The following is a 13,521-nucleotide window of genomic DNA, read 5'->3' as shown; positions in this document are numbered from 1 at the left end:
CCGAGCGTGGCTGCTCGCCGGGCTGCTCGTCGGCGGGGAACTGGTGTTCGTCGCCGTGCTGATCCTGCTCTACGCGTGACCGTCGAGGGCCCGACGCGTCGCCTCAGAGCACGCGGAGCCGGTACCCCTCGGCGGCGGTCTCGTCGGTGACGCGCCCCGTTTCGAGCGCCGCGTCGAGGATCTCGGCGACGAACTCCTTCGGGACCTCGACGCCGATGAAGTCGGTCCCCTCGCGCGCCGTCGTCAGCCGCGCCATCGTTCGCTCCGTCCCGTCGTCGTTGTAGACGCTGCCGACGCGGTCGCCGTCGCGGAGGAACCGCAGCGTCACGTCGGTCGGTTCGAGCGCGTCGAAGCGTACCTCGAACACCCTGTCGTCGCTCTCCAGTCGTGCGAGAACTGCGCCGTCGTGTTCGACCACGGTAGTCTCCATACTCGTGCTACGGGGTCGACGCACATAACGTCGGCTCGCGGGCGGGAGCTGCGGGCAGGCGTCACTCCGAGGCGTCGGAGTCCAGGTAGCCGACGACCAGCTGCGGTGCGACGACGCCGACGAAGAGCACGACGCCGATCAGCGCGGTGTCGCTCAGCTCCGTCGCGACGCGACCGCCGTACCCGAGCGCCAGCCCGACCGCCATGAACGAGAGGATGACCGCGTTCTCGCGGGAGACCATGCGACACAGACGACGACCGGTCAGAAAAGCGTTGTCGAGGTCACTTCCCCCAGAAGGGGTCGCGCTTCCGCCGCGTCTCGAGGTAGCCCTGGAGCGCCTCGCGCTCGTCGGCGGTGATCTCCTCTTTCAGCTCCTGTTCGAGGATCTTCGCGTGCTTCTCGGGCACCTCGGTCCAGAGCGTGTCGCCCTCTTCGATGCCGCGGCCGACCGTCGGGCCGTCGATGGCGATGCTGACGCGCTCGCCGGCGCGCGCCTCGTCGACGTCGTCGCCCTGCTTCTGGATCCCGGAGAGGTCGCCGACGCGCTCGAACTCGTTGCCCTCGAAGAAGCCGACGTTGCGGTTGTTCTGGAGCGTGCCGGAGATGACCTCGACGCCGACGACCGCGGGGTCGTTCTGCCGGAACGTGTGGTCGGGGAGGATGCGGAAGCGGGCGGGCCGGACGACCTTGTCCAGCACCGTCTCCTGTTGCGCGCGCTGCTTCTCCTCGACGTAGCGCTCGTAGTCCTCGACCAGCTGGTAGATGACCTCGTTCTTGAACAGCTTCACGTCCGCGTTCTCCAGGTCCGACTCCGCGTTCTTGAGGAGGTCGACGTTGAACCCGAGGATCGCCTTGTGTTCGTCCTGGTTCGCCGTCTCCGCGACCGCGATGTCGCGCGGCGCGATGTCGCCGACCTCGGCGCGCAGGATGGGGACCTCCGCCTCGCGGAGGGCGTTCGCCATCGCCTCCAGCGAGCCGAGGGTGTCGGCCTTGACAACGACGCCGTTCTCCGAGGTGTCGACCTCGATCTCGGCGAGTTCGGCCTTCACCTCCTCGACGACCTGGTCGACGGTGCGGTCGCGGACGACCCGGACGGGCGCCCCCGCCATCGCCTCGTCGAGGTCGGGCGCGGCGATCTTCACGCCGGCCGCGGCGCCGATCTCGCCGACCTTCTCGAACTGCTTCTCCGTGCGGATCTCCGCGAGCGGCCGCGGACGGAGCAGCGCGCGGATCTCGGTGACGATGGGCTCGTTCTGGCCGCCCACGACCACGGTGTCGCCGTTGCGGATCACGCCGTCGTAGACGACGGTGTCGACGGTCGCGCCGAAGCCGCGCTCGTCTTTCACCTCGAGGACGGTCCCCTCGCCCGGCCCCGTGACGTCGATCGCCATCTCCTCTTTCATGAACCGCTGCGACAGGCCCATGAGGACGGTGAGGAGGTCGGGAACGCCCTCGGCGGTGAGCGCCGACAGGGGGACGACGCCGATGTTCTTCTGGAAGTCCTGAACCCGCCAGTAGAGGTCGGCCGAGAAGCCGGCGTCGGACAGCTGGCCGATGATCTCGTAGAGGTTCTCGTCGAGCATCGACTTCGCGCGCTCGGACTGCGCGTCCATGCTCCGCTGGATCGGTTCGCCGTCCTGCGGGTTCCACCCCGGCGTCGTGTCGACCTTGTTGGCCGCGACGACGAAGGGGGTCCCGGTTCGCCGGAGGATGTCGATCGCCTCCTCCGTCTGCGGCTGGAAGCCGTCGTTGACGTCGACGACGAGCACCGCGATGTCGGCGAGGGCGCCGCCCCGGGCGCGCAGCGTCGAGAAGGAGTGGTGCCCGGGCGTGTCGATGAAGAGGAGGCCGGGGAGGTCGAAGTCGGACGGGTCGATGAGCTCGCCGGCCATCCCGGAGATGGTGTCGAGCGGGATGTCCGTCGCCCCGATGTGTTGGGTGATCGCGCCGGCCTCGCCCTCGCTGACGGCGGAGCCGCGGATCGTGTCGAGAAGGCTCGTCTTGCCGTGGTCGACGTGGCCCAGCACGGCGACGATGGGGGTTCGCAGGGTGTCCGCGTGTGTGTGGTCGGTCATATGTGATCGCCCCGAGAAGGTTATAGCGTCTATTCGTCCCGGCCGTCAGTTAAGCCTTTCAAAACGCCGCCGCGAGCCGCGGCGAGCGCGGCCGGCGCGTCCGTCGCCCGTCGGACGGCCCGTGGCGTTTAAGACCGTTGCCCGGGACCGTGCGGGTATGGTCGACATCCTCGCGGAGAACCTCTCCGGGAAGGCGGTGATGAGCGCCGACGGAACCGAACTCGGGGACCTGTACAACATCACGATGAACCTCGAGTCCGGCGAGCTGAACCACCTCCTCGTCAGCCCGCACGAGCAGCTGCGACACGAGCGCGTCGACTTCGAGTTCGACGAGATGGGGCGGCTCCGCGTGCCGGTCGCGAACGTGCAGGCGGTGAAAGACTACATCGTCGTCGCCCGCTGATGCAGGTCCTCGACTCGTCCGCGTTCATCCACGAGTACACGACCGACGAGGACGTGGTCTCCATCCCGGCGGTCCACGACGAGCTGACCGGCGAGGTCGCGCTCCGCTTCGACGCGATGGAGGGCTCCGGCATGACCGTCCACGTGCCGGCCCCGGAGGCGGTCGACCGGGTCCGCCGCGCCGCGAAGGGCTCCGGCGACGCCGCGGAGCTGTCGGACACCGACATCCGGCTCATCGCGACCGCGCTGGAGCTCCACGGCGCGCTCGTCACCGACGACTACGCGATGCAGAACGTCGCCGAGCGGCTCGACCTCCCGGTCGAACCGATCGAGCGCGAGGGGATCACCGAGGAGCGCGAGTGGCGCTTCCAGTGCGTCGGCTGTAACCGCACCTTCGACGAGAACAAGGAGCGGTGTCCGATCTGCGGTAGCGACCTGACGCGGAAGAACCCGGCGTGAGCGGGCCGCCGAGGCGGCGCGGGACGGGTCCATCCGCCGACCGCCCGGTCCGTACGCGACCGGCTCTCACGCGGACGGTCCGCACGCGACCGACCGATTGAACAGGCGTCGCGCCGACAGCCCGACGTGAACGCATTCGAGGAGCTGTCACCGGACGCGCTCCGCGCCGGGCGAGCGGACGCGCTCGACGACGCGGTCGCGGCGGCGCTGGCCGAGCACCCGCTCGACGGGGTCGAGACCGAGTACCCGCATTACCAGGGGGTCGTCGAGGGGCCGGACGCGCCGCCGCGCCCGTCGGAGAATCACCCCGCCTTCTACGGCTGCTTCGACTGGCACTCGGCGGTCCACAGCCACTGGGCGCTCGTCCGCGCGCTGCGGCTCGCGCCGGACCACCCGGACGAGGCCGCGATCGCGGCCGGCGTCGACGGGCGGCTGACACCCGAGCACGTCGCCGGCGAGGTCGCCTACCTCGACGAGAACCCCGGCTTCGAGGAGCCGTACGGCTGGGCGTGGCTGCTGCGGCTCGCCGCCGAACTCGCCCTGTGGGACGACCCGCGCGCCGACGCGTGGCGCGAGACGCTCCGCCCGCTCGAAGACCGGGTCCGCCGCGGGACCCGCGAGTCGTTCCTCGAGATCGACCGCCCCCACCGCGTCGGCACGCACGGCAACACCGCGTTCGCGCTCGCCGGCGTGCTCGACTACGCCCGTGTCGTCGGCGACGCGGACCTCGAACGCGAGGCCGAGACGACCGCCCGCCGCCTCTACGCGGACGACACCGCGGCGGTCGTCGGCGCGGAGCCGGTCGGTTGGGACTTCGTCTCGCCGGCGCTGACCGAGGCGGACCTCATGCGCCGCGTCCTCGACCCGGACCCGTTCGCGTCGTGGCTCGACGGCTTCCTCCCGGACCTGACCGCGCCGCCGCACGACGCGCTGCGGTCGCCCGTCGACGTCGAGCCGGACGAGGGCGACGGGGCCGCGATGCACCTGATCGGCCTCAACGTCTCCCGGGCGTGGTGTCTCGCCGGGCTCGCCGACGCGCTCGCGGGGAGGGACGGTCCCGCGGCGACCCGGCTGCGCGAGCCGCTGGCGGATGCCGCGCGCCGCCACGCCGAGGCGGGGGCCGCGGACGTGCTCACCGACGACTACGCGGGGTCGCACTGGCTCTCGTCGTTCGCGCTGTACCTGCTGACGCGGAACGAGGGCGGGGTCGCGCCGGAGACGGCCTAGTCCGCGCCCCGCGACTCCGCCGCGTCTCCCTCGACCGTATTACGGGCGTCACCGTCGCTCGACCGGGGCGAGTCGGTCTCGGCGGTACCGAGGGCGTCCTCGGAGAGGTCGCTCCCGTCGAGCCGCGGGACCCGGTCCCGGAGCCGCGCGGCGGCGGCGCGGGCCTCGGCGAACTCCACCTCGGCGAGCGCGCGCACCAGCGCGGCGGCCCGCTCGGCCCGGGCGCGCTGCCACGACTCCTCGCGGGACTCGTAGGTACGGATCGCGCGGAGGAAGTCGACCTCGGAGAACTCCGGCCAGTACGGCGCACAGAAGTAGACCGCGGCCTCGTTCCCGTTCGCGTGCCACGGGAGGAAGTTCGAGGTGCGCTCGTCGCCGCCGGTGCGGACGATCAGGTCCACGTCGCGGATCGGCCGGTCGTACAGCCGGGACTCGACGGCCTCGACGTCGACGTCCTCGGGCGCCATCTCGCCGGCGTCGACGTCGCGGGCGATGGCGCGCGCGGCGTCGAGCAGCTCGGTCCGGCCGCCGTACGCCAGCGCGACGTTGAGCGTGAACCGGTCGTTACCCGCGGTCCGCCGCTCCGCGTAGTCGACCGCGTCGCGGACCCGCGGCGGGAGTCTGGGCACGTCGCCGATTGCGCGGACGCGGACGCCCTGTTCGTGGACGCGGTCGGCGTCGGCGAACTCGCGCAGCTTGTGCTCCAGCAGGTCGAAGAGGGGCTCTAGCTCCTCGTCCGGGCGCTCGAAGTTCTCCGTGGAGAAGGCGTAGAGGGTGAGCTCCGAGACGCCGAGGTCGGCGCACCAGTCCAGGACGCGCTCGGTTGTGTCCGCCCCGGCGCGGTGGCCGTCGGGGGCGTCGTCGCCGCGCTCGCGGGCGTACCGGCGGTTCCCGTCCTGGATGACGGCGACGTGGTCGGGGACGTCGTCGATCTCGCGGCGGAGGTGTCGCCGGTACGCGCGACCGGCGAGGCCGCGGAGTCGCTGCCACATGCTCGGGGCACACGACGCCGAGCGGTATACGTTTATGGATCGATCGGCCGAACCCAGGGGCATGGAGGCCGCCTACGTCTTCCGCGTCGCCGTCGGACTCGACCCGGCGGACGCGTCCGTCGACCCGGACCGGTTCGAGACGACGATGGAGATCACCGCGCCCGAGCCCGGAACGGACGGGTGGCTCTTCTTCCGCGACCGGCTGTGGCGCGGCGAGATCGGCGACGAGCCGTCCTTCCGCCGCCTGGCCGCGGAGCGGCTGGGGGTCGCGTCGGCCCCGGGCGTCGAGGTGGTCGCCGCCGACTTCCGGGAGCTCCGCACCGACGAGGGCTACCGCGACGCGCTGACGGACGCGATCGCCGCGGACCTCGCCCCGTTCAACGCCGAGTCCGTCGACGAGGTCCTCCGCAAGTACCTCGGGTCGTCGGTCCACGTCCGGGGCTGAGCGAGCGCGCGGCGTCCGGCGACCGGGCGGCTCCCGCCGGTGTGGGTCGCGGTCCCGCGGACCCACAACGCACTTGTCGGCCACCGGCGTAGAGGTGGATCCATGGCCGTCGCCGACTACGACTTTCACCTGTTCGACCTCGACGGGACGCTCGTCGACGCCGAGTGGGAGTACACCCGGACGGTGTTCGACCGCGTCGGCGACCGGCTCGGCCGGGAGTTCTCCGACCGAGAGGCGCGGGTCCTCTGGCACGGGCTCGGCGGCTCGCGGGCCGAGACGCTCCGCGGGATCGGCGTCGACCCCGACGCGTTCTGGCCGGCGTTCCACGCGGTCGAGGACCCGGCCGCCCGCGCGGAGGCGACGTACCTCCACGACGACGCCGCGCGGCTGCTCGACCGCGTGAACGAGGTCGGCGGCCCGACCGGCCTCGTCACCCACTGTCAGGAGTTCCTCGCCGACCCCGTCCTCGACCGGCTCGACCTCGGCGGGCGCTTCGACGCGGTCGTCTGCTGTACCGACGAGACGGGGTGGAAGCCGGCCCCCGACCCGATCGAGGTCGCGATGGAGGCGCTCGGCGTCGACCCGGGCCGCGGCCGCGGCTACTACGTCGGCGACGGCGAGAGCGACGTGGCGGCCGCTTGGAACGCCGGCCTCGACGCGGTCCACGTCGAGCGCGTCGGCCACGACGAGCGCGGCCGCTGCGTCCTCGGCGACCGGCGCGTGAGCCGCCTCGACGAACTGATCGACGGCGGCGCCCGGGGCGTCGCCGACCGGCGCGGCGGCGGCGAGGGACGCCCCGGTCCCGGCGACGCGTCGTGAGCGATTTATCCGGCCGCGGCGCGATCGGAGAGCCATGACGAAGTGGTTCCACAGCGGCCGCCGCCGCGACCTCTGCGCGCTGCTGTACGACCGCGGCGAGCTGCGCGCGCAGTCGCTGAAGAGCCGGCTCGAGTCGCACTACGACGAGCGGATCGACCCCGGCTCCTTCTACGGGACCCTCTCGGCGCTCGTCGAGTCCGGGTACCTCGATCGCCGGACCGAGGGCATCGCCGACGTGTACGCGCTCACCGACGCGGGCGAGACGGCTCTGCTCGACCACTACGCGTGGCTCGGCGACCGGATCGAAGGAGGCGGTGACAGCGAGAGGACCGGAGGAGGCGGCGACCGGACAGAACGGGAAGCGGAACGTGACGGCCCGGACCTCAAGGATTAACAACTTCCGCGGCATGATTTAATACATGACAGTCGTCAGCGTGTCCATGCCGGAGGAGCTGCTAGAGCGCATCGACAACTTCTCCGACGAACACGGGTACACCGGCCGCAGCGAGGTCGTCCGCGAGGCCTCCCGGAACCTCCTCGGCGAGTTCGAGGACGCGAAGCTCGAGGACCGCGACCTCATGGCCGTCGTGACGGTGCTCTTCAACTACGAGACGACGAACGTCGAGGAGCGGATGATGCGCCTGCGCCACGAGGACGAGGGGATCGTCGCCTCGAACTTCCACAGCCACGTCGGCTCGCAGTACTGTATGGAGCTGTTCGTGCTGGAGGGGGAGCTCGCGGAGATATCGACGTTCGTGGGCAAGGTCCGCGCGACGAAGGACACGCTCACGGTCGATTACAGCGTCACCCCGGTCGACGAGTTCGGTCCCGGCGCGCTCGGAGACGCCGGCGCGCACGGCGGGCACGACCACGGCGAGTCCGACGACGGGGAGGCGGGGAGCGACGAGGCAGAGCGCAGAGAGGTGGACGGGAAGGAGACGGATGACGGCGCGGCCGCCGAGTCGAGCGGAGACGACTAGCCGAAGACGAGTCGGCGGGAGAGACGCCGAACCACGCGACCACGGCGCTTTCAGGGGGTCTGAGGCCGGACGGACTCGAGCGCCGCGTCGAAGTCCTCGCCGGTGATCCCGACCTCGTCGGCGTGGTCGTTGGCGGCCTCGCCGTGCTCGTCGGCGACGCGCTCGATGGCACGCATCGCCGCCGCCCGCGAGAGCGAGGCGATCTCCGCGCCGGAGTAGCCCTCGGTCTCGTCGGCGACGCGCTCTAAGTCGACCTCGTCCGTGAGAGGCTTCCCGCGGGTGTGGACCTCCAGGATCTTGCGGCGCGCCTCGCGGTCCGGCTCCGGCACCTCGACGTGCGTCTCCAGGCGACCGGGCCGGAGCAGCGCCGGGTCGAGGGCGTCCCGTCGGTTCGTCGCCGCGAGGACGACGAGGTTCGGGTTGTCGCTGGCGCGGTCGAGCTCCGTCAGGAGCTGGGAGACGACGCGCTCGCTCACGCCGGAGCCGTCGCCGCCGGCCGCGTCGCGGTCCGTCGCGACGGCGTCGATCTCGTCGAAGAAGACGATCGCGGGCGCCGCCTGCCGCGCGCGGTCGAACAGCTCGCGGACCGCCTTCTCCGACTCCCCGACGTAGCGGTCGAGGAGCTCCGGCCCGGCGACCTGGATGAAGTTCACGCCGCTCTCGCCGGCGATGGCGCGCGCGAGCAGCGTCTTCCCGGTCCCCGGCGGGCCGTACAGCAGGACGCCGGTCGGGGGGTCCGCGCCCGCGGCGTCGAACAGCGGCCCGTACGACAGCGGCCACGTCACGGCGCGCTCGAGCTCGTCTTTCGCGTCGTCGAGGCCGCCGACGTCGGCGAACTCGGTGGTCGGCTGCTCGGCGACGTACTCGCGCATCGCGCTCGGCTCGACGTTCGCGTGCGCGGCCTCGAAGTCGGTCTTCCCGACCGTCACGTCGTTCAGCGCGCGCCCGTCGGTCTCGCGGGCGCGCCGGAGGGCGGTCATCGCCGCCTCCTGCGCGAGCCCCTCGATGTCGGCCCCGACGAACCCGTGCGTCCGGCCCGCGATCCGGTCGAGGTCGACGTCGTCCGCGAGGGGCATCCGGCGCGTGTGGACGTCGAGGATCTGTCGCCGCCCGGACTCGCCGGGCACGCCGATCTCGATCTCGCGGTCGAACCGCCCGCCCCGCCGCAGCGCCGGGTCGATGGTGTCGACGCGGTTCGTCGCGCCGATGACGATCACGTCGCCCCGGGCGTCGAGCCCGTCCATCAGCGAGAGCAGCTGCCCGACGACGCGGTTCTCGACGTCGCCGCCGTCGTCGCGCTTGCCCGCGATCGAGTCGATCTCGTCGAAGAAGACGATCGCCGGGGAGGCGTCGCGAGCCTCGCGGAACTTCTCGCGGAGCTTCTCCTCGCTCTCGCCTTTGTACTTCGACATGATCTCCGGGCCGTCGACGGTGACGAACGTCGCGTCGACCTCGTTGGCGACGGCGCGCGCGATGAGGGTCTTCCCCGTCCCCGGCGGGCCGTGGAGGAGGACTCCCTTCGGCGGGTCGATCCCGAGCCGGGTGAACACCTCCGGCTCCGAGAGCGGGAGCTCGATCGTCTCCCGGACGAGCTCAAGCTCCTCGTCTAGCCCGCCGATGTCCTCGTAGGTCGCGCCCGCGGTGTGCTCGGCGGGCGAGGCGTCGCCGCCCTCCGGGCGAGCGTCGCTCCCGGGCGGGGCGCTCCGCGAGTCGGTCGGCGCGTCGGGTCGGTCGCCGCCGGTCCCCGTTCGCGCGTCGACGCCGTCGCTCCCGGACCCCGAATCGCCCTCGTACTCGACCGAGACGTCCGTCGACGCGGTGATCCGCACGGTCCCCGCGGGAGCGGTCCGCGCGACGACGAAGCGGAGGCCGCCCAGCCGCTCGACGTGGACGGCCTCGCCCTCGGTGACGGGGCGGTCGCGGAGCTCGCGGGAGAGCGCGCGCTCGACGACCTCGCGGCTCACGTCGACCTCGGCGAGGCGGCCGGGCGCGGCGATCGTCACGCGGTCGGCGTCCGCGACGTCGACGGGCGCGATCGTCACGGTGTCGCCGACCTTCACGCCGGCGTTCGCGCGGGTGTCCGCGTCGATGAGGACGGAGCCGTCGGCGGCGTCGGGACCGCCCGGCCACACCTTCGCGACGGCGGTGCGCTCGCCGCGCACCTCGACCGTGTCGCCGCTGAGGAGGGCGAGCCGCTTGCGGGCCGACTCGGGGAGCCTGGCGATGCCCCGGCCCGCGTCCCGCTTCTCGGCGGCACGCACCGTGAGCCGGAGCCCTGCGGTGTCGTTCATACCTCTCGTTCTCGCCCGCGGCTCTTTACGCTTGTCCGGCGTCGTCGAGAGTCGGTTCCCGCCCGTAGAAAGGGATCCAAAACGGGCGTGAGGGGGAGCGGCGACTGCTTATAAACGGTAGTGCGGCGGCGCGTGCCTGCGAGCGGCCGCCCCCGGCGGCCGCGAGGAGCACGCGCGAGGGAGTCGCGAGCGGAGTGGGCGACCGAAGGGAGCCCCGAACGAGCGACGAGGCTGGGGAGGTGTGAGGTGCTGTGCGGTGCTGTGGATGGACTCAAAGGGGCAGCCGGGAGGGCGGCGCAGACGACGTAAGCACCGCAGCGAGGGAACGAACGGAGTGAGTGGCCGAGCGAGGAGCGCAACGAGTGTGCGCCGCCCTCCCGGCTGGGGCTTTGGAGGCGGCCACCGTCGATCCGCTGTCGATCAGTTATAAACGGCCGACAGCAACGCCGCTCGCTCACGTTGATTGATAGCTTCCTTCTCGGTCCGATTTACCGTGATCTCACCAGTACCGACCGCAACCCCCTTCCCTCGGCCGGCCGCGGTGACTGGTATGCAACCGACCGGACACCTGCGGGGCGACGCGGTCCGCGTCGGCGGGGACGCCCGCCAGCGCTTCTACGACGCCCGGGGGTACGGGCGACCGCTCGACGGCGACGAGATCGCGCTCTCGCGGGTCGAGGCCGCGCACCTGCTGTTCCGCGGCGACCTCTCCGGGATCGAGCTCGAGGGCGACGCCGCCGACGCGCCGGACGACCCCGTCGGCTTCGAGCGCTTCTTCGTCGCCAGCGCGGCCGCCGCCGACCGCTTCGCGGTGCGGTTCCTCGTCTACTCGGACCTCCGCGACCGCGGCTTCTACCTCTCGCCCGCCCGCGAGCCGTGGCCCGGCGGGAGCGACGCGCCGAGCGACGCGGTCGACTTCGTCGCCTACGAGCGCGGCCAGACGCCCGACACGGGGAAGGTGAAGTACCCGATCCAGGTCGTCGGCGAGCGCGAGTCGATCGCGGCGAGCGGGCTCGCCGGGCGGACGCTCGCGGTCGTCGACGAGGAGTCCGACATCACCTACTTCGCAGCCGACGACGGCCGCATCGACGGGGCGACCGACTACGAACCGCCGGGCTCGCTGGCGGGGGTCCTCCTCGCCGACCGCGTCGTCGTCTGGGACGCCCCCGAGGGGCTCTACGAGCGCGGCTTCTACGGCCGACCGCTTACCGGTCGAGCCGCCGACGTCGAGGGCGCGCTCCAGCTCTCGCTCGTCGAGGCCGCGTCGCTGGCCGCCGACGGTCGGCTGTCGCTGTCGGCGTCGGTCGGTGACGCCGGCGCCGACGCTTCGGGGAAGCGCGGGGGGAGCGAGGCGACGACCGACGCCGCCGCCCGGATCGTCGCTCGCGGCCGCGACGTGGAGGGCGATCGCTTCGACCGACGGCTCGCGGTCTACCGGCGCCTCCGCGGCGCCGACGCCGTGCCGAAGACCGGGTTCAAGTTCGGCGCCGACTTCCGGACCTACCTCGACGTGGAGACGGTCGAGGACCTCCCGCACTCCGAACACCTCGTGCGCGTCGTCGCGGAGGACCACCGCTTTTCGCCCCGCGAACTGTCGCTCGACGTGCGGCTCGCGGGCGGCGTCCGCAAGGAGATGGTGTTCGCGCTGACCGCGGTCGGCGACGACCACCCCGCCGACGACGCCGACGACGCGTCCGTCGACGCCGACGTGGCGTGGCTCTCGGTCGACCGGCTAACGCCCTGAGACCGCCGTAGATCGAACAGAAGCCTTTTTTGACCGCTCGCCGTCGTCGCGCACATGCCGCTGCCCTCCGAGTCCGAGTCCGAACCCGGCGCGTACGACATCTCGACCGTCGACCTCAGCGACGACCGCTACGAGGTGAAACAGTCGCTGGTCCGGAACAAGTACGCCGTCCGCGACAGCGCCGGCGACGTCGTCCTCCGCGGGAAACAGAAGATGTTCAAGCTGAAAGAGGAGTTCCCGTTCGTCACCGGCGACGACGAGGACGCCTTCTCGGTGAAGGCGGGCGGCATTATCGACGTCGGCGGCAACTACGCCATCGTCGACGCCGGCACCGGCGAGGAGGTGGTCGTCTTGGACGAGGACTACTCGCTGTTCGTCGAGAACTGGACGGTCCGCGACCCCGAGACGGGAGAGGCGCTGGCGACGATCAAGTCGAAGAACAAGCTCCTCTCGGGGCTCCGCCACCTCGTCGGCGCCGCGAACCTGATCCCGAACAAGTACGAGATATTCGACGCCGACGGCGGCCACGTCGGCGACATCGAGGGGCAGTTCTCGATGCGCGACGCCTACACGGTCACCGTCGACGACGCGAGCGACGTGCCGAAGGAGGCGGTCGTCGCCGCCGCGTGCATCCTCGACGCCCTGGAGAACCAGTAGCGGCGGTCGGACCGTTTTGGACCCGGTCATAGGTCCGCAGATGAGACATGCGAACACGCCTCGGCGGTAATCAAACGAGATGAGAAAAGAAGAGCGCGCGTACGAGATTGTCGTCGACCTCTATTTCGACGACGTCCTCGGATTCGACGCACTCGCCGCATCGATCGGCCAGCCGGACGCAGAAGCGGCTCGTGCCTCGGAGAAACTGCTTGACGACGGAGAGGCGGTTGCGGACGAATTAGCAGGGGTATAGAGACTCGAATCGGCGACCGACGTCGAGTCTTCGCTTCGTCGGTGTGGTACCGATGCGTTTCGAACGTTCGATACCGGAGGCGCAGACCGCCTTCGAATCCGTCCTATTCGGACGCGAACTGGTACTACTCCCCGCCGAGCTTCGACTCGCCGACGGCGTCGTGGCCCTCGATGACCTCCGTGCCGCCCATGTACGGTCGCAGCGCCTCGGGGACGGTGACGGTGCCGTCGTCGTTCTGGTAGTACTCCAGGATGGCGACGACGATCCGCGGGACCGCGAGCCCCGAGCCGTTGAGCGTGTGGAGGTACTCCGCCGACTCGTGGTGCTCCTCGCGGTACCGAATCCCGGCGCGGCGCGCCTGGAAGTCCTCGAAGTTCGAGACGGAGGAGACCTCCAGCCAGCGGCCGCCCAGGTCGGGCCCCTCTTCCATGTCGTCGCCGGGCGCCCACACCTCCACGTCGTACTTCTTCGCCTGCGTGAAGCCGAGGTCGCCGGTACACATCTCGAGGATGCGGTAAGGCAGTTCGAGGCGGCGCAGCACCTCCTCGGCCTCGTCGACGAGCCCCTCGAAGCGCTCGTCGCTCTCCTCGGGCCGCACGAAGTTCACCATCTCGACCTTGTTGAACTGGTGGACGCGGACGATGCCGCGCGTCTCGGTGCCGTGTTCGCCGGCCTCCTGCCGGAAGTTCGGCGTGTACGCCTGGTACTTCAGCGGGAGGTCCTCGCCGAGGAGGATCTCGTCGCGGT

At 71.3% G+C, this 13,521-nt stretch carries 16 protein-coding genes; 10 read left to right on the top strand and 6 right to left on the bottom strand.

Annotated elements, in window-relative coordinates; all coding sequences use genetic code 11:
• Positions 1-103 precede the first annotated feature (103 nt).
• The 3 genes from Q0116_RS08190 to infB form a co-directional block, all read right to left on the bottom strand.
• A complete protein-coding gene (locus Q0116_RS08190) occupies positions 104-430 on the bottom strand; it encodes a hypothetical protein (RefSeq protein ID WP_297886837.1) in 327 nt (108 codons plus the stop codon).
• Positions 431-491: 61 nt separating this feature from the next.
• Positions 492-671 (bottom strand): hypothetical protein, encoded by a 180-nt coding sequence (locus tag Q0116_RS08185; protein WP_297886836.1) that lies wholly within the window; start codon positions 669-671, stop codon positions 492-494.
• Positions 672-711: 40 nt separating this feature from the next.
• On the bottom strand, positions 712-2,505 hold the full coding sequence (gene infB, locus Q0116_RS08180) for a translation initiation factor IF-2 (protein ID WP_297886835.1): 1,794 nt from the start codon (positions 2,503-2,505) through the stop codon (positions 712-714).
• Positions 2,506-2,662: 157 nt separating this feature from the next.
• On the opposite strand from infB, the gene Q0116_RS08175 reads away from it, so the two are divergent.
• From Q0116_RS08175 to Q0116_RS08165, 3 genes are all read left to right on the top strand, one after another.
• Positions 2,663-2,908 carry a PRC-barrel domain-containing protein gene (locus Q0116_RS08175; protein ID WP_297886834.1) on the top strand — a complete coding sequence of 82 codons (246 nt, stop codon included), beginning with the start codon at positions 2,663-2,665 and terminating at the stop codon, positions 2,906-2,908.
• Entirely contained in the window at positions 2,908-3,366 is a 459-nt protein-coding gene (locus Q0116_RS08170; RefSeq protein ID WP_297886833.1) for an NOB1 family endonuclease, read from the top strand. The genes Q0116_RS08175 and Q0116_RS08170 overlap by 1 nt, the downstream gene beginning before the upstream one ends.
• A 126-nt stretch (positions 3,367-3,492) precedes the next feature.
• Positions 3,493-4,593: a DUF2891 domain-containing protein gene (locus Q0116_RS08165; protein WP_297886832.1), complete on the top strand. Its 1,101-nt coding sequence runs from the start codon at positions 3,493-3,495 to the stop codon at positions 4,591-4,593.
• Here the strand turns inward: Q0116_RS08165 and uppS are convergent.
• The gene (uppS, locus tag Q0116_RS08160) at positions 4,590-5,585 is read right to left on the bottom strand and encodes a polyprenyl diphosphate synthase (RefSeq protein ID WP_297886831.1); all 996 of its coding nucleotides are present in this window, start codon (positions 5,583-5,585) and stop codon (positions 4,590-4,592) included. The genes Q0116_RS08165 and uppS overlap by 4 nt on opposite strands.
• 61 nt (positions 5,586-5,646) lie before the next feature.
• On the opposite strand from uppS, the gene lwrS reads away from it, so the two are divergent.
• The 4 genes from lwrS to Q0116_RS08140 all read left to right on the top strand — a co-directional run bounded on the left by lwrS (position 5,647) and on the right by Q0116_RS08140 (position 7,829).
• Positions 5,647-6,030 carry an LWR-salt protein gene (gene lwrS, locus Q0116_RS08155; RefSeq protein ID WP_297886830.1) on the top strand — a complete coding sequence of 128 codons (384 nt, stop codon included), beginning with the start codon at positions 5,647-5,649 and terminating at the stop codon, positions 6,028-6,030.
• A 102-nt stretch (positions 6,031-6,132) separates the two neighbouring features.
• On the top strand, positions 6,133-6,849 hold the full coding sequence (locus tag Q0116_RS08150) for an HAD family hydrolase (RefSeq protein WP_297886829.1): 717 nt from the start codon (positions 6,133-6,135) through the stop codon (positions 6,847-6,849).
• Between the two features lie 34 nt (positions 6,850-6,883).
• Positions 6,884-7,243 (top strand): PadR family transcriptional regulator, encoded by a 360-nt coding sequence (locus Q0116_RS08145; RefSeq protein ID WP_297886828.1) that lies wholly within the window; start codon positions 6,884-6,886, stop codon positions 7,241-7,243.
• A 25-nt stretch (positions 7,244-7,268) separates the two neighbouring features.
• Positions 7,269-7,829: a CopG family ribbon-helix-helix protein gene (locus Q0116_RS08140; RefSeq protein ID WP_297886827.1), complete on the top strand. Its 561-nt coding sequence runs from the start codon at positions 7,269-7,271 to the stop codon at positions 7,827-7,829.
• Positions 7,830-7,879: 50 nt separating this feature from the next.
• On the opposite strand, the gene Q0116_RS08135 is transcribed toward Q0116_RS08140, so the two are convergent.
• A complete protein-coding gene (locus Q0116_RS08135) occupies positions 7,880-10,120 on the bottom strand; it encodes an AAA family ATPase (RefSeq protein ID WP_297886826.1) in 2,241 nt (746 codons plus the stop codon).
• Positions 10,121-10,670: 550 nt separating this feature from the next.
• Between Q0116_RS08135 and endA the strand changes: the two genes are divergently transcribed.
• From endA to Q0116_RS08120, 3 genes are all read left to right on the top strand, one after another.
• A complete protein-coding gene (gene endA, locus Q0116_RS08130) occupies positions 10,671-11,864 on the top strand; it encodes a tRNA-intron lyase (RefSeq protein ID WP_297886825.1) in 1,194 nt (397 codons plus the stop codon).
• A 54-nt stretch (positions 11,865-11,918) separates the two neighbouring features.
• Positions 11,919-12,521, top strand: a complete 603-nt coding sequence (locus Q0116_RS08125; protein ID WP_297886824.1) for a hypothetical protein — start codon at positions 11,919-11,921, stop codon at positions 12,519-12,521.
• A gap of 79 nt (positions 12,522-12,600) precedes the next feature.
• Positions 12,601-12,774, top strand: a complete 174-nt coding sequence (locus tag Q0116_RS08120) for a hypothetical protein (protein ID WP_297886823.1) — start codon at positions 12,601-12,603, stop codon at positions 12,772-12,774.
• 124 nt (positions 12,775-12,898) lie between these two features.
• On the opposite strand, the gene Q0116_RS08115 is transcribed toward Q0116_RS08120, so the two are convergent.
• A partial coding sequence (locus tag Q0116_RS08115; RefSeq protein ID WP_303647051.1) for an aminoacyl--tRNA ligase-related protein occupies positions 12,899-13,521 on the bottom strand: 623 nt, incomplete at its 5' end.

The sequence above is a fragment of the uncultured Halorubrum sp. genome (genome assembly GCF_937146585.1).
Lineage (GTDB): Archaea > Halobacteriota > Halobacteria > Halobacteriales > Haloferacaceae > Halorubrum > Halorubrum miltondacostae.
Note: the sequence above shows the minus strand (reverse complement) of the source record. Positions and strands in the feature narration are given on the sequence as shown.